Consider the following 14500-nt stretch of genomic DNA (forward strand, 5'->3'; position numbering starts at 1 on the left):
GTTCACTTCACTGTAATGGAGTGCGCGGACACGCCGGACTCACCGCGGTGGGGTACCGCCGTCCGTGGGTGTCCGTCCCGGATCGTTCGGCGCCTCCGGGGTGCCCGGGGCGTCGGGAGGCCCGTCCCCCGTCGTGGCGGGGGCGGGATCGCGCAGCAGGTGCTCCCGACCACCCGGGTTGCGGCGGCGGGAGCGCACGAACACGGCGAGCGCGACGAGGAGCACGATAGCGCTCACCCAGACGTTCACACGCACGCCGAGTATGAGGTTCGCCTCGTCGATGCGCAGCGCCTCGATCCACAGCCGCCCCGCGGTGTACAGCACGACGTACAGGGTGAAGACCTGGCCGTTGCCGAGGGACCACCTGCGCTGCAGCACGATCAGCACCGCCGCGGCGGCCAGGCACCACAGCGCCTCGTACAGGAACGTGGGGTGGAAGGTGCCGAGGATCACAGGGCGCCCGTCGGCCCCGGTGACCGCGCGGCCCGCGGCGTCGTCCCAGGAGTGCACGCGCAGCGCCCACGGCAGGTCGGTGGGCCGGCCGTACAGCTCGTTGTTGAACCAGTTGCCGAGCCGGCCCAGCGCCTGGGCCACCAGCAGGCCCGGCGCCATGGCGTCGGCCACGGGCGCCAGGCGGTAGCCCGCCCGGCGCGCCCCGATCCAGGCGCCCAGCGCCCCCAGGGCGACGGCTCCCCAGATGCCGAGGCCGCCCTCCCACACGTACAGGGCCCGCACCGGGTCCCCGCCCGGGCCGAAGTAGGCCTCCGGGGAGGTGATGACGTGGTAGATGCGGGCGCCGACGATGCCGAAGGGCACCGCCCACACGGCCAGGTCCGCGACGAGGTCCGGGCGCCCGCCCCTGGCCCGCCAGCGGCGCTCGGCGATCAGCACCCCGGCGACGATCCCGGCGATGATGCACAGCGCGTAGGCCCGCACCGGCACCGGGCCCAGGTACCACACCGACTGCGCGGGGCTGGGCAGGGCGGCGGGCAGGGCGGCGACCGCGGCGCCGAGCGCGCTCACGAGCCGCTCCGGGCCGCGTCGACCTGCTCGCGCAGGTGGGCCGGGCCCTGGTCCGTCAGCAGGCGCTGCACGTCGACCTCCTCCGCGTCCCGCGTCCCGGCGGGGCTGATCGTGACGAACGGGGTGCCCTGGACCGAGGCCGGCATGGCCTCCTGCACCCGCTCGACGAAGTCCTCGTAGCGGCCCTCGCGCACGGTGGCGCTCCAGCGCTGCACGTCGCCCACCCCGGCCTCGCGCGCGGCGGCCTCCAGGTCGGCGTCGGTGTAGCCGGTGCCCTCCCGCTCCGGCTGGCGCTCGAAGACCTCCCGCAGGTACTCCGCGAAGCGGCCCTGGTCGGCCGCCGCGGCCGCGCCCTGCGCGGCCCGGGAGGAGGAGTCGTTGCCGAGGCGGGAGTCCAGGAAGCTCAGCGTGTGCACGACGACGCGCGCCTCGCCGTCGGCGGCCAGGCGGGTCAGCTCCTCCCCCGAGCTCTCCTCCAGCCGCCGGCAGAACGGGCACTGGAAGTCGAGCCACACGTCGACGGTCGGGGCCTGCTCGTCCGGGGTGCCGGGCAGCACGAAGCCGCCCGCGGCGCTGCTGGCGCCCGCGGGTGTCGCACCGGTACCGGCGGTGTCGTCGCGGCCCGAGGCCAGGACCGCGGCGACGACGGCGGCCAGGGCCAGCACCGCGGCCACCACGGCGGTCACGACGAGCACCCGGCGGCGCCGGGCCCCGGCCTCCTCGCGGGCGCGCCGCTCCGCCGCCTGCTGCCGGCGCTGTTCCCGCTCGGCCTCCCTGCGCACCCGCGGAGGGCGGGCGCCGCCCTGCTCGTCGCTGCTCACGCCACTCCTCGGCTGCTCGTGTGCGGGGTTCCGCGGCGCGCCGCGCACCCCGGTGGTCCCTCGGGTGTGCGCCGGCCCGGGGTGCGGGGCCGGCGGGTGTCCGCGCTGCTCAGCGTTCGCGGACCCCGGCCGCCAGCTCGGCGGCCAGGGCGGCCGCGGCGCGCACCCCGGAGGCGCGGTCGTCGGCGTCCAGCAGGCGGCGGACGAAGGCGGAGCCGACGATGACGCCGTCGGCGTACCCGGCGACCTCCGCGGCCTGCTCGCGCGTGGAGACGCCCAGCCCGACGCAGACGCGCTCCGCGCCCGCCTGCCGGGTGCGCTCCACCAGCCCGCGCGCGCCGGCGCCCACCGTGGTGCGCGTCCCGGTGACGCCCATCAGCGAGGCCGCGTAGACGAAGCCGCGGCACGCCGCGGACGTCCTGCGCAGGCGCGCCTCGGTGGAGGAGGGCGCCACGAGGAACACCCGCTCCAGCTCGTGCGCGTCGGAGGCCGCCACCCAGGCCGCGGCCTCGTCGGGGATGAGGTCCGGGGTGATGAGGCCCGCCGCGCCCGCGCCCGCCAGGTCCGCCGCGAAGCGGTCCACGCCGTAGCGGTCCACCGGCGGCCAGTACGTCATGACGAGCACCGCGGCGCCCGTCGAGGCCACCGCCTCCACGGCCCGCAGCACGTCCGCGGGGCGGGTGCGCGCGGCCAGGGCCGCGTCCACGGCGCGCTGGATGACCGCGCCGTCCATGGTCGGGTCGGAGTAGGGCAGGCCCAGCTCCACGACGTCGGCGCCGGAGTCCACCAGCGCCCTCGCGGCCTCGATGCTGCCCTCGACGTCGGGGAAGCCGACCGGCAGGTACGCCACGAGCGCGGCGCGGCCCTCGGCGCGGGCGGCGTCCACCGCGGCCGCGGACGTGGCCCGGCCGTGCGCGGGCGCCTGCACCCGGTCCTGCGCCGCCTGGTCCTGGGCGCTCACCATCCCGATCCCTCCGTCTGCGCAGGCGTCTCCGCCACGCGCGCCGCCTCCGAGGCCACCAGGTCCGCGTCGCTGACCAGGCCGAACCAGCGCGCCGCGGTGTCCACGTCCTTGTCGCCGCGCCCGGACAGGCTCACCAGCACCACCCCGTCCGGTCCCAGCTCGCGGCCCAGCTCCAGCGCTCCCGCCAGGGCGTGCGAGCTCTCGATCGCCGGGATGATCCCCTCCGTGCGGCACAGCAGCTTGAAGGCGTCCATCGCCTCCGCGTCCGTCACCGGCCGGTACAGCGCCCGGCCGCTGGCGGCGAGCCAGGCGTGCTCGGGGCCCACGCCCGGGTAGTCCAGGCCCGCGGAGATGGAGTGGCTGTCCAGGGTCTGCCCGTCCTCGTCCTGCAGCACGAAGGAGCGCGAGCCCTGGAAGACCCCGCTCACCCCGCCGGTGATGGACGAGGCGTGCCGCGAGGTGCCCACGCCGTCACCACCGGCCTCCAGGCCGACGAGGCGCACGTCCGCGTCCTCCAGGAAGGCGTGGAAGATGCCGATCGCGTTGGACCCCCCGCCCACGCACGCGCAGACCACGTCGGGCAGGCGGCCGACCAGGTCCAGGACCTGGCTGCGCGCCTCCAGCCCCACGATGCGCTGGTAGTCGCGCACCAGCACGGGGAACGGGTGCGGGCCGGCGACCGTGCCGAAGAGGTAGTGCGTCGTGTCCACCGAGGCGACCCAGTCCCGGAAGGCCTCGTTGACGGCGTCCTTGAGGGTGCGGCTGCCGATGGCCACCGGCACGACCTCCGCGCCCAGCAGGCGCATGCGGGCGACGTTGAGCGCCTGGCGGCGGGTGTCCGCCTCGCCCATGTAGACGGTGCACTGCAGCCCCAGCAGGGCCGCGGCCGTGGCGGTGGCCACCCCGTGCTGGCCCGCGCCCGTCTCGGCGATGACCCGGGACTTGCCCATCCGACGCGTCAGCAGGGCCTGGCCCAGCACGTTGTTGATCTTGTGCGAGCCGGTGTGGTTGAGGTCCTCGCGCTTGAGCAGGACCCGCGCGCCCCCGGCGTGCTCGGCGAAGCGCGGTGCCTCCGTCAGCAGGCTCGGGCGCCCGGAGTAGGTGCGGTGCAGGGCGTCCAGCTCCGCGAGGAAGGCGGGGTCGGCCATCGCCTCGCGGTGCGCGACGTCGATCTCGTCCAGGGCCGCCACGAGCGCCTCGGGCACGAAGCGCCCGCCGAAGTCCCCGAAGTACGGGCCGCGCTCACCGGCGAGGCCGCCGACGCGGGCGCCGGGCACCGGTGCCGCGGGGCTCACGGGCGCACCGCCTGCACGGCCGGGTGCGAACCCGCCGCCACCAGGTCCGCCACGGCGCGGCGCGGGTCCTCACCCGTCACCAGCGACTCCCCCACGAGCACCGCGTCGGCGCCGGCGCGGGCGTAGTCCACGACGTCGTGCGGGCCGCGGACCCCCGACTCCGCCACCCGCACCACGGTGTCCGGGATGAGCGGGGCGAGGCGGTGGAACAGGAGGCGGTCCACCTCCAGCGTCTTGAGGTTGCGCGCGTTGACCCCGATGACACCGGCACCGGCGTCCAGGGCGCGGGAGACCTCCTCCGCGTCGTGGACCTCCACCAGCGCCGTCATGCCGAGGGACTGCGTGCGCTCGACCAGGGAGACCAGCGCCTCCTGCTCCAGCGCGGCCACGATGAGCAGCACCACGTCGGCGCCCCACGCCCGCGCCTCCCACAGCTGGTAGGAGCCGACCACGAAGTCCTTGCGCAGCACGGGGACGTCCACCGCGCAGCGCACCGCCCGCAGGTCGTCCAGGCTGCCGCCGAAGCGCCGCTGCTCGGTGAGGACGCTGATGACGCTGGCGCCACCGGCCTCGTACTGCCGGGCGAGCTCCGCGGGGTCCGGGATGCCGGCCAGCTCCCCCTTGCTGGGGCTGGCGCGCTTCACCTCCGCGATCACCTTCACACCGCGCGCGTCCGCCTCGCGCGGGCGCAGCAGCAGCCGCGCGTCCCGCGCGGGGACCTGACGGTGCGCCCGCTCCCGCAGGGTGTCCAGGTCGGTCACCGCCTGACGCGCACGCAGGTCTTCGCGAACCCCGGCCAGGATGTCGTCGAGCACCGTCACGGCCCTGATGCTAGACCCGTCCCGGTCCCGCCCCGGCCGCACGGGTGCCGCCGTCGCCCCCGCGGCCCCACCGGACGGCACCGGGGTCCCGCGACGTCAGTGCGTGCCGGCCCGCCCGACCCCGGCGGGGCGGCCGCTCTCGCTCTCGACGCCGTGCCCCTTGGCCGAGAGCACCTTGCCCACCACCGGGGCCACCACGGCGGCGAGGACGCCGCCGATGATCCCCCACGTCAGGCTCGTGAAGACGACGGCGAGGGAGGCGATGAGCGAGCCCACGATGCAGATGCCCACGGCCGCCCACGCCGCGGGGGTGTTGCCGTGCCCGTGCTCGTCGACGACCTCGGCCGGCCCGTCGGGCTGCGCGTTCCTCGACGACTGCGCCGGGTCGACCGGCCGCCCGTCCGTGCCCGCGTGCTGCTCCACGTCTCTCCTCCTCGCCACCGGCCCCCGAGCGGGGGCCGCGATCGACCTGCCGCCGCGGCGGACCGCCCCGCCCGGCCCGATCCACCGTACCGCCGTCGCCGCCTGCGCCGCCGGGTGGGACGCAGCGCCGCTCAGCGCGTCGGGTCCTCTCCCCGGGTGAGGGAGTCCCACGTCGCCGCCGGGTCCCCCGCCGCGGCAGCGCCCCGCCCCGCCCCCGGCCGCTCGTGGCGCCCGGACACCTCCCAGGAGCGGCCCCGGGCCAGGGCCGCCGCGCCGCCGGCCGCCGTCAGGGCCCCGCCGAGCGCCCCCACCCACGGCCAGGGCGACACCTGCGCCGGGCCAGTGCGGGGCGCACCCGCCACCCCCGAGGCCTCGCGCACCAGGGGGCCCACCGCCCCGGCCGGGTCCAGCGCCGCCGCGACCGCCGCCGCCGTCGCGCCCAGCCCCGCCACGACCAGCACGCACGCCGCCACCGGCCGCGCCACGCGGTGCCCCAGGGAGCAGGCCACGACCGCCGCCAGCGCCCCCAGCGCGCAGGCCGCCACACCCGGCGCGGCCTGCCGGCCCGTGGCCTCCACCGCGATCTCCCCCGCCGGGCCCGCCACGCCCGCGCGCACCCACACCGGCGCCGAGGCCGCCAGCGACAGCAGCGCACCGGCCGCCGCGGCGAGCAGCACCGGCCCCCGGCGCCGCGCGGGCGCGCTCACCGCCCCGGCCCGCCGGCGACCACCGGCAGCGGGCGGTCGGTGAAGCAGGTCCGGCTGCCGGTGTGGCAGGCGGCGCCGACCTGCTCCACCCGCAGCAGCAGCGCGTCGCCGTCGCAGTCCAGGGCCGCCGAGCGCACCCACTGCACGTGCCCGGAGGTGTCCCCCTTGCGCCACAGGCTCTGCCGGCTGCGGCTGAAGTACGTCGCGCGGCCCGTCGTCAGCGTCGCGTGCAGCGCCTCGTCGTCCATCCACGCCACCATCAGCACCTCGCCGGTGTCGTGCTGCTGCACCACCGCGCAGATGAGCCCGGCGGCGTCCCGCTTCAGCTGCGCGGCGAGCCCGTCGGGCAGGGGGCCGGGCGCCGCGGGGGCCCGCGGGGCGGTGCCGTCGCCGGGGGTGCTGCTCGCTGCGTTCGCCACCGCCCGATGATGTCACCGCTGCCGTGCCGCACCGGCGCGGGCCGTGCCACGATCATCCCGTGGACGTGTCGACCCTGCTGCCCGCAGACACCAGCTACGCCGCCGGCGAGCGCTCCGCGCTGTGCGACTCGGCGCTCGCGGCCGGAGAGGACGCGCCGACGCTCTGCGCCGGCTGGACGGTGCGCGACCTGCTCGTGCACCTCGTGCTGCGCGACGCCCACCCCGGGGCGCTCGCCGGTCTCGCGCTGCCGCCGCTGCGCGGCCTCACCCGCCGGGTCACCGGCGAGCTGGCCGCCCTGCCGTTCGGGGAGCTGCTCGAGCGCGTCCGCAGCGGCCCGCCCCGCTGGAACCCCGCCTCCCTGCCCGCGCTGGGCCGGCTCGTCAACGGGGTGGAGTTCTTCGTCCACCACGAGGACGTCCGCCGCGCCCAGCCGGCGTGGGCGCCGCGCCGGCTGCCCACGGACATGGAGGACGCGCTGTGGCGCAGCGTGCGCCTCGCCGCCCGGCTCGCCTACCGCCGCGCCGGGGTGGGCGTGGTGCTCGTCGTGCCGGGCGGGCGCCGCGCGGTGGTGCGGCGGGGCCCGCTGGCGGTGAGCATCGCCGGGCAGCCCGGTGAGCTGCTGCTGCACGCGATGGGCCGCGGCGCCAAGGCGCTCGTGGACGTCGACGGCAGCCCCGAGGCGCTGCGCCGCTTCCGGGCACCGGCCTGAGCGCCCGCCCCGGCGGACGGGGCCCGGGCGCCCGCCTCAGCGGACGGGGTGGCCGCCCGCGCGCACGGCGTCCTTGACCTGCCCGATCGTGAGCTGCTGGAAGTGGAAGACGCTCGCGGCGAGCACGGCGTCGGCGCCCGCCGCCACGGCCGGCTCGAAGTGCTCCACCGCCCCGGCGCCGCCGCTGGCGATGAGCGGGACGCCCACCGCCGCGCGCACCAGGTGCAGCAGCTCCAGGTCGTAGCCGGCCTTGGTGCCGTCGGCGTCCATGGAGTTCAGCAGGACCTCCCCCGCGCCCAGCTCCGCCGCGCGGGCGGCCCAGGCGACGGCGTCGATGCCGGTGCCGCGCCGCCCGCCGTGCGTGGTCACCTCGAAGCCGGAGTCGGTGGGCTGCCCCCCGGCCGGCACGCGCCGGGCGTCGACGGACAGCACGAGGACCTGGCTGCCGTAGCGGTCGGCGATCTCGGCGATCAGCCCGGGGCGGGCGATGGCCGCGGTGTTCACCCCCACCTTGTCCGCCCCGGCGCGCAGCAGCCTCCCCACGTCGGCGACGGAGCGCACCCCGCCGCCGACGGTGAGGGGGATGAAGACCTGCTCGGCGGTGCGCGAGACGATCTCGTACGTCGTCTCCCGCGCGTCGGAGGAGGCGGTCACGTCGAGGAAGGTCAGCTCGTCGGCGCCCTCGGCGTCGTAGCGGCGGGCCAGCTCTACGGGGTCGCCCGCATCGCGGAGGTCGGCGAAGTTGACGCCCTTGACGACCCTCCCCGCATCGACGTCCAGGCAGGGGATCACACGCACGGCAACGCTCACGGGCCGAAGCGTAGGGCCAGGAAATGCGCGGCGCGGCCGGCCACCGCGCCGCTAGCGTCGGCCCGTGACGGACAGCAGCGCAACGGCACCTCGGGACGGGCACCCGGCGGGCGTGGAGGTCGTGGACGTCGACCCCGGGGACCTGGAGGCGCTGGCCCGCTTCTCCGTGATGCCCGCCACCGGTTTCTTCCAGCCGCTGCCCACCCCCGGGGAGCTGGAGCACCGCAGCCGGCGGGTGCTCGGCCACCGGCTGCGCGCGGGTTCCCTCGACGGGCGCTGGGTGGGCAGCCTGCGCTCCTTCGACACCGAGCTGACCCTGCCGGGGGCGCGCGTGGTCCCCGCCAACGCCGTCTCGGCCGTGGCGGTGCTGCCCACCCACCGCCGCCGCGGGGTGCTCACCGCGCTGCTGCGCGCGGACCTGGCGGCGGCGCGCGAGCGCGGTGAGGTGCTCAGCGTGCTCATCGCCAGCGAGGCGCCCATCTACGGCCGCTTCGGCTTCGGCGCCGCCACCGAGGGCTCCTCGTGGGAGGTGGACCCCGCCCGGGTGCGCTTCCGCGAGGAGGCGCCCGCCGACGGCGGCTCCCTGGAGCAGGTGGAGGCGCGCGGGGCGCGGGCGCAGCTGCAGGCCGTGCACGAGCGCGCCCGGCGCGCCCGCGCGGGCGGGCTGCTGCGCGACGAGCGGTGGTGGGACCTCGGCACGGGCGTGCTGCCCGGCCCGGAGACGTGGGACGGCACGCACCGCACGGTGCTGCGCCGCGGCCCGGACGGCACCCCCGACGGGTACTGCCGCTGGACGGTGAGCGGCTCGCACGCGGGGCGGGTGTCCACCGCCACCCTGCACGTGCACGACCTGACGGCGACGACCCCCGCGGCGCACCGCGCCCTGTGGGAGCTGGTGACGTCGGTGGACCTGGTGCGCCGGGTCCGCGCGGACGACCGGCCCGTGGACGAGACGCTGCCGTGGCTGCTGCGCGACCCGCGGGCGGCGCAGCGCGCCTCGCAGGACGACTTCCTCTGGGTGCGGGTCCTGGACCCGGTCGCTGCGCTGGCGGCCCGCGGGTACGAGGCGCCCGGGCGGCTGGTGCTGCGGGTGCACGACCCGGCCGGCCCGGCGGCGGGGACGCTGCTGCTGGAGTCGGACGGCGCGGACGCGCAGGTGCTGCCCTCCGCCGCCGAGCCGGACGTGGAGCTGGGGGTGGACGCGCTGGGCTCGCTGCTGCTGGGCGGCGTCCCGGCGGCGCTGCTGGCCCGCACCGGGCGGCTGCGGGCCCGCGACGAGGCGGCGGTGCGGCGCGCGACGGCGCTGTTCCGCACCGCCGAGGCGCCCTGGTGCGCCACCTGGTTCTGACGTGGGCGACCCGGGAGCGCTCGTGGCGGACCTGGCCGCGCGGGTCCTCGCGGCGCCCGCACCGGCCGGCGGGACCCGCGTCGTGGCCGTCGACGGGCCCTCCGGCTCGGGCAAGACCACGCTGGCGGCGCAGCTGGGCGCGCTGCTGCCGGGTGCGGCGACCGTGCACATGGACGACCTCTACCCCGGCTGGGACGGCCTGGCCGAGGCGGTGCCGCTGCTGGTCGGGCAGGTCCTGGAGCCCCTCTCGGCCGGGGTGGCGGGCGCGTACCGCCGCTGGGACTGGGTCGCCGGCGCGTGGGCCGAGGAGCACGCCGTGCCGGCGGGCGGGGTGGTGCTCGTGGAGGGCGTCGGCTGCGGCTCGCGGGCCTGCGCGCCGCACCTGTCGCTGCTGGTGTGGGTGGAGGCACCGCTCCGGCTGCGCCACGCCCGCGGGATCGAGCGCGACGGCGAGGCGTACGCCCCGCACTGGCGGCGCTGGCAGCGGCAGGAGGAGGCGCTGTTCGCCGCCGAGCGCACCCGGGAGCGCGCGGACGCGCGGCTGGACACCGCTTCCGGGCACCTGCGGGCAGCGCCCGGTGGTGACGACGGTCGTACGCTCGGTGCATGAGCGCGGGTGGGGAGCCCGACGACGGGGTGCCTCCGGACGAGCCGCCGGTGGAGGTGCTGGACGCCGACGGCTACGCGGTCGAGCGCGGCGCGGCGGCCTACCGGACGTGGGCCGGCTCCCTCGGCAGCAGGGCGTGCTCCGGGGGGTGCGCCCGGAGTCCCACCTCGGAGCTGCTCCGCCCCGGGACGGCGCACGTCCCGCCAGGCAGGGAGGCGGAGGCCGGCACGCTGGCCCTGCTCAGCCGCGACCGGCGGGACCTGGGCCCCGGCCCGGCGGAGTGCGCCGGACCGCTGCTCGTGCACTTCGAGGGCAGCTTCGACTGCCACGGCAGCTGCGGTGGGCGCGTCCTCGGCGTCCGGCACGACGTCGACGAGGCGGTGTGGCCGTGCGACGCCCGCTCGCTGCCCTCCACCGACGAGATCCCCGCCGGCTGCTACCGCTGCGGGCGGGCCCGCGCTCCCGGGCACCGGCGCTGAGCCGGCGCCGTCGACGGGCGGTGCCCCCTGCCGCCGGTGCGGGTGCGGGCCCTAGGGTTCCCCCGGCTGCACTGTGACCGCGGGGAGCACGGGAGGCGCACATGCCCAGGGTGAACACGGACGGCGCGCAGGTGTGGTGGGACGAGCGGGGCTCGGGGCCACCGCTGCTGCTGGTGCAGGGCCTGGGCTACCCCAGCGACATGTGGCACCTCGTGCTGCCGGAGCTGGCGCGCCACCACCGCGTCATCGTCCTCGACAACCGCGGGGCCGGCCGCACCGGCACCCCACCCGGCCCGTACCCGGTGGAGCTCCTCGCCGCCGACGTCGCGGCGGTCCTGGCCGCGGCCGGGGAAGAGTCCGCGCACGTCGTGGGCGTGTCCATGGGGGGGCTGGTCGTGCAGGAGCTGGCGCTGTCGCGCCCGGAGCTCGTGCGCTCCCTCGTGCTGGGCTGCACCCATCCCGGCGGGGGCGACGCGGTGTTCTCTGCCGAGGCCGTGGGGCTGCTGGCCGGGCGCGCCGGCATGACCCCGGAGGAGGCCGCGGAGGCGTCCGTGCCGTTCGTGTACGCCGCCACCACCCCCCGCGCCCGCATCGACGACGACCTGGCGGTGCGCCGCGCGGTGCCCACCCGGCCGGAGGGCTACCTCGGGCAGCTGACGGGGACGATGGGCTACCGCGGCACCCTCTCCCGCCTGCCCGGGCTGCGGGTCCCCGTGCTGCTGGTGCACGGCACCGAAGACCGGCTGGTGGCGGTGGACAACGTGCACCTGCTCGCCGGGGCGCTGCCCGGTGCCCGCCTGGAGCTGCTGGAGGGCGCGAGCCACATCTTCTGGACGGACCAGCCGGAGCGGACCGTGCACCTGCTGCGCGAGTGGGTCGCGGAGGCGGAGGCGGGACACCTCCCGGCGGTCGCAGGGGCCCGGCCGTGAGCGGTCAGGACGTGAGCGGTCAGGGAACGAGCGGGCAGGGCGTGGGCGGCCGGGGCGCGGGGGCCGTGGACCTGGACCTGTCGGGGCGCCGGGCGCTGGTGACCGGGGCGGGCAGCGGCATCGGCGCCGCCTGCGCCCGCCGCCTGGCCGCCGCGGGCGCCGAGGTGCTCGTGCTGGACCTGCACCGGGAGGCGGCGGAGGAGGTCGCCGCCGAGCTCGGCGGGCGGGCCGTCGTGGCCGACCTGGCCGATGCGGCCGCCGTGGCACGGCTGTGCGACGGGCCGGGCGCCGTGGCCGCCGGCGTCGACGTGGTCGTCAACAACGCCGGCCTGCAGCACGTCGCGCCGCTGGAGGACTTCCCGCCGGAGCGGTTCGCGCTGATGCTGCGGGTGATGCTGGAGGCGCCGTTCCGGCTGGTGCGGGCGGCGCTGCCGCACATGTACGACCGCGGCTGGGGCCGGGTGGTGAACGTGTCCTCGGTGCACGGCCTGCGGGCCTCCCCGCACAAGTCGGCGTACGTGGCGGCCAAGCACGGCCTGGAGGGCCTCTCCAAGGTGGTCGCGCTGGAGGGCGGGCCGCACGGGGTCACCTCGAACACCGTGTGCCCGGCGTACGTGCGCACCCCGCTGGTGGAGGGGCAGATCGCCGACCAGGCCCGCGCCCACGGCATCGCGGAGGACGAGGTCATCTCCAAGATCATGCTGACGCAGCCGGCGGTCAAGCGCCTCATCGAGCCCTCGGAGGTCGCCGAGGTCGTCGCGTTCCTGTGCAGCCCGGCGGCCTCGTTCGTGAACGGCTCGGCCTACGTCCTGGACGGGGGCTGGACCGCCCGCTGATCCCACCCGCCGCCCCGGCCGGACCCCGCGCCGGGCCGCTCAGGAGGTGCGGGTGTGCAGCTCCACGAGGGTCGCCAGCCGCCCGGCCTGCTCGGTGCCCCAGGTGCCGTCGGCGCGCTGCACCGCCATGACGGCCAGGTTCTCCCCGCTGCCGGTGTCCAGGGTCAGCCAGGGGTCGCCCCCGCCGAAGCGCACCGCCACGATCGAGGCCCACGGCACCCGGGTGGTGAGGAAGACGTTGCGCACCACGAGGGCGTCGTCGGCGGGGACGGCCCGCACCCCCACGATGCGCAGCACACCGGCGGCCAGCAGCGCCCCGAAACCCACGCACAGCACGGTGTCCAGCACGGTCCAGCCGGGGAAGCCGGTGGTCAGCATGGCCACCCCCACGACGGCCAGGACGGCGAAGAGGGCGGCGGCGAAGGGGATGCCGAGGCGCCGGGCACGACGGGGGCGGAACGGGGTGCTGAGGCGGGCGAGGGCCTGCTCGCGCGTCAGCCGCTCCCCGGGGCCGGGCCCGCCGCTCACAGGCGGCAGGCGTGGATGCTCGTGACGAGGATCGCCCGGGCACCCAGCTCGTAGAGCTCGTCCATGACGCGGTTGGTGGCGTCGGCGCGGACCATGGCGCGCACCGCGACCCACGAGGGGTCGGCCAGCGGGGAGACCGTCGGCGACTCCAGGCCGGGGGTGACGGTGAAGGCCTGCTCCACGAGGTGGCGGGGGCAGTCGTAGTCGACGATGACGTACTGGCGGGCCACCAGGACGCCCTGCAGGCGGCGCACCAGGACGTCCACGGCGGCGGAGGGTTCCGCGCCGGCGCGGCGCACGAGGACGGCCTCGGACTCCATGACGGGCTCGCCGAAGACCTCCAGGCCCGCGGCGCGCAGGGTGGTGCCGGTCTCCACGACGTCGGCGACGGCGTCGGCGATGCCCAGGGCGATCGCGGTCTCCACGGCGCCGTCGAGGTGCACGACGTCGGCGGAGACGCCGTGCTCGGCGAGGTGCTTGGCGAGCAGACCGGAGTAGCTGGTGGCGATGCGGCGCCCCTGCAGGTCCGCGACGCCGCTCGCGGTGCCGGGGCGCGCCGCGAAGCGGAACGTGGAGCGGGCGAAGCCGAGCTGGAGGATCTCCGAGGCCGGGGCGCGCGAGTCCAGCAGCAGGTCCCGGCCGGTGATGCCCGCGTCGAGGGTGCCCGACCCGACGTACAGCGCGATGTCGCGCGGGCGCAGGAAGACGAACTGCGCGCCGTTGGCCGGGTCGTCGAGGATGAGCTCCTTGGCCTCGCGGCGCTGCTTGTACCCGGCCTCGCGCAGCATGGCGCTGGCGGCCTCCGACAGCGAGCCCTTGTTGGGGACGGCGATGCGCAGCACGGGGCGCTCTCCAGGGGTCTGCGCGGCGGGGGTGTCCGCGGTCGGGGCGGGGGTCTGCGCGGTGCTCACGGCGGCGCTCACAGGTGGGCGTACACGTCGTCGAGCGTGAGCCCGCGCGCGATCATGAGGACCTGCAGGTGGTAGAGGAGCTGGGAGATCTCCTCGGCGGTGCGCTCGGGCCCCTCGTGCTCGGCGGCCATCCACACCTCCGCCGCCTCCTCGACGACCTTCTTGCCGATGGCGTGCACCCCGGCGTCGAGCTGCACGACCGTGCCGGATCCGGCGGGACGGGTGCGGGCCTTGTCGCTGAGCTCGGCGAACAGGTCGTCGAAGGACTTCACAGGGGGCGAGTCTAGGCGGTGGCGTCCCGTGGGCGTGCCGCCGCGTCCCTCAGCGGGTGTCGACGACCTGGGTGCCCGCGGCCAGGTCGTGCCAGCCGCGCCCCTCACCGCTCGCGTCCAGGCGCGGGGAGAGGGCGAGCAGCACCCAGCCCGCCACGGGCAGGAGGACGCCGGCCAGCAGGACGAGGCAGCGGGTGAGCGCCGGGGCCCAGCCGGGTGGCTCGTCGGTGCCGGCGAGCACCACGGCCAGCCCCTGCCACCGCTTGCCCGGTGAGCCGCCCACGGCGGTCGTGGCGACCTCGAAGGCCACGGCGAGCACGGGGGCCACGAAGAGGGCGAAGAGCATCAGCAGGATCGTGGGCACCACGCCCTCCTGCCCGGTCAGCTCGTCCCGGGAGGCCCTGCCCCACAGCAGCAGCAGGCCCACCACGGCGAGGACGGGCACCGCGACCAGCGCGCTGTCCAGGGCGCGGGCCCGTGCCCGGCGGTCCATCGGCGCGGGGATGTGGTCCCGCGTCGCGGCCGGGTCGTCCGCGCCGCCGGCGGGCGGTTGCGGCGGCAGTGTCATGGGGTGCTCCCCCGCGCCGACGGTGACTG

The 14500-nt window shown here is 77.5% G+C and carries 19 protein-coding genes; 6 read left to right on the plus strand and 13 right to left on the minus strand.

The window, feature by feature from the left end:
• Nucleotides 1-39 precede the first annotated feature (39 nt).
• From lgt to hisI, 8 genes are all read right to left on the minus strand, one after another.
• On the minus strand, nt 40-1023 hold the full coding sequence (gene lgt, locus ACYQBY_RS02165; protein ID WP_459642157.1) for a prolipoprotein diacylglyceryl transferase: 984 nt from the start codon (nt 1021-1023) through the stop codon (nt 40-42).
• Entirely contained in the window at nt 1020-1844 is an 825-nt protein-coding gene (locus ACYQBY_RS02170) for a DsbA family protein (protein ID WP_459642158.1), read from the minus strand. Before ACYQBY_RS02170 ends, lgt begins: the two co-directional genes overlap by 4 nt.
• Before the next feature lie 109 nt (nt 1845-1953).
• Nucleotides 1954-2808, minus strand: coding sequence for a tryptophan synthase subunit alpha (trpA, locus tag ACYQBY_RS02175; RefSeq protein WP_459642159.1), 855 nt, complete (start codon nt 2806-2808; stop codon nt 1954-1956).
• Entirely contained in the window at nt 2802-4103 is a 1302-nt protein-coding gene (gene trpB / locus ACYQBY_RS02180) for a tryptophan synthase subunit beta (protein ID WP_459642160.1), read from the minus strand. The genes trpA and trpB overlap by 7 nt, the downstream gene beginning before the upstream one ends.
• Nucleotides 4100-4924: an indole-3-glycerol phosphate synthase TrpC gene (trpC, locus tag ACYQBY_RS02185; protein WP_459642161.1), complete on the minus strand. Its 825-nt coding sequence runs from the start codon at nt 4922-4924 to the stop codon at nt 4100-4102. The genes trpB and trpC overlap by 4 nt, the downstream gene beginning before the upstream one ends.
• Before the next feature lie 96 nt (nt 4925-5020).
• Nucleotides 5021-5347: an HGxxPAAW family protein gene (locus tag ACYQBY_RS02190; RefSeq protein WP_459642162.1), complete on the minus strand. Its 327-nt coding sequence runs from the start codon at nt 5345-5347 to the stop codon at nt 5021-5023.
• Nucleotides 5348-5478: 131 nt separating this feature from the next.
• The gene (locus ACYQBY_RS02195) at nt 5479-6054 is read right to left on the minus strand and encodes a Trp biosynthesis-associated membrane protein (RefSeq protein ID WP_459642163.1); all 576 of its coding nucleotides are present in this window, start codon (nt 6052-6054) and stop codon (nt 5479-5481) included.
• Nucleotides 6051-6404 (minus strand): phosphoribosyl-AMP cyclohydrolase, encoded by a 354-nt coding sequence (gene hisI / locus ACYQBY_RS02200; RefSeq protein ID WP_459642446.1) that lies wholly within the window; start codon nt 6402-6404, stop codon nt 6051-6053. The genes ACYQBY_RS02195 and hisI overlap by 4 nt, the downstream gene beginning before the upstream one ends.
• A gap of 128 nt (nt 6405-6532) precedes the next feature.
• Here hisI and ACYQBY_RS02205 point away from each other — a divergent pair, with 128 nt between their 5' ends.
• Nucleotides 6533-7183: a TIGR03085 family metal-binding protein gene (locus ACYQBY_RS02205; protein ID WP_459642164.1), complete on the plus strand. Its 651-nt coding sequence runs from the start codon at nt 6533-6535 to the stop codon at nt 7181-7183.
• A gap of 36 nt (nt 7184-7219) precedes the next feature.
• Here ACYQBY_RS02205 and hisF read toward each other — a convergent pair whose 3' ends face one another.
• A complete protein-coding gene (gene hisF / locus ACYQBY_RS02210; protein WP_459642165.1) occupies nt 7220-7993 on the minus strand; it encodes an imidazole glycerol phosphate synthase subunit HisF in 774 nt (257 codons plus the stop codon).
• A gap of 64 nt (nt 7994-8057) precedes the next feature.
• Between hisF and ACYQBY_RS02215 the strand changes: the two genes are divergently transcribed.
• From ACYQBY_RS02215 to ACYQBY_RS02235, 5 genes are all read left to right on the plus strand, one after another.
• Complete coding sequence (locus tag ACYQBY_RS02215; RefSeq protein ID WP_459642166.1) at nt 8058-9341, plus strand: GNAT family N-acetyltransferase; 1284 nt, start codon at nt 8058-8060, stop codon at nt 9339-9341.
• 1 nt (nt 9342) lies between these two features.
• A complete protein-coding gene (locus tag ACYQBY_RS02220) occupies nt 9343-9951 on the plus strand; it encodes a nucleoside/nucleotide kinase family protein (RefSeq protein ID WP_459642167.1) in 609 nt (202 codons plus the stop codon).
• Nucleotides 9948-10427, plus strand: coding sequence for a hypothetical protein (locus ACYQBY_RS02225; protein WP_459642168.1), 480 nt, complete (start codon nt 9948-9950; stop codon nt 10425-10427). Before ACYQBY_RS02220 ends, ACYQBY_RS02225 begins: the two co-directional genes overlap by 4 nt.
• Nucleotides 10428-10528: 101 nt before the next feature.
• Nucleotides 10529-11356, plus strand: a complete 828-nt coding sequence (locus ACYQBY_RS02230) for an alpha/beta fold hydrolase (RefSeq protein WP_459642169.1) — start codon at nt 10529-10531, stop codon at nt 11354-11356.
• Between the two features lie 65 nt (nt 11357-11421).
• Nucleotides 11422-12192, plus strand: coding sequence for a 3-hydroxybutyrate dehydrogenase (locus ACYQBY_RS02235; protein ID WP_459642447.1), 771 nt, complete (start codon nt 11422-11424; stop codon nt 12190-12192).
• A 39-nt stretch (nt 12193-12231) separates the two neighbouring features.
• Here the strand turns inward: ACYQBY_RS02235 and ACYQBY_RS02240 are convergent, their stop codons facing one another.
• From ACYQBY_RS02240 to ACYQBY_RS02255, 4 genes are all read right to left on the minus strand, one after another.
• Nucleotides 12232-12720 carry a PH domain-containing protein gene (locus tag ACYQBY_RS02240; RefSeq protein ID WP_459642170.1) on the minus strand — a complete coding sequence of 163 codons (489 nt, stop codon included), beginning with the start codon at nt 12718-12720 and terminating at the stop codon, nt 12232-12234.
• Complete coding sequence (hisG, locus tag ACYQBY_RS02245) at nt 12717-13562, minus strand: ATP phosphoribosyltransferase (RefSeq protein ID WP_459642448.1); 846 nt, start codon at nt 13560-13562, stop codon at nt 12717-12719. The genes ACYQBY_RS02240 and hisG overlap by 4 nt, the downstream gene beginning before the upstream one ends.
• Nucleotides 13563-13639: 77 nt before the next feature.
• Nucleotides 13640-13903 (minus strand): phosphoribosyl-ATP diphosphatase, encoded by a 264-nt coding sequence (locus tag ACYQBY_RS02250; protein ID WP_104432436.1) that lies wholly within the window; start codon nt 13901-13903, stop codon nt 13640-13642.
• Nucleotides 13904-13952: 49 nt separating this feature from the next.
• Entirely contained in the window at nt 13953-14471 is a 519-nt protein-coding gene (locus tag ACYQBY_RS02255; protein ID WP_459642171.1) for an RDD family protein, read from the minus strand.
• Between the last annotated feature and the right edge of the window lie 29 nt (nt 14472-14500).

This window comes from Kineococcus anabasis, from assembly GCF_054590795.1.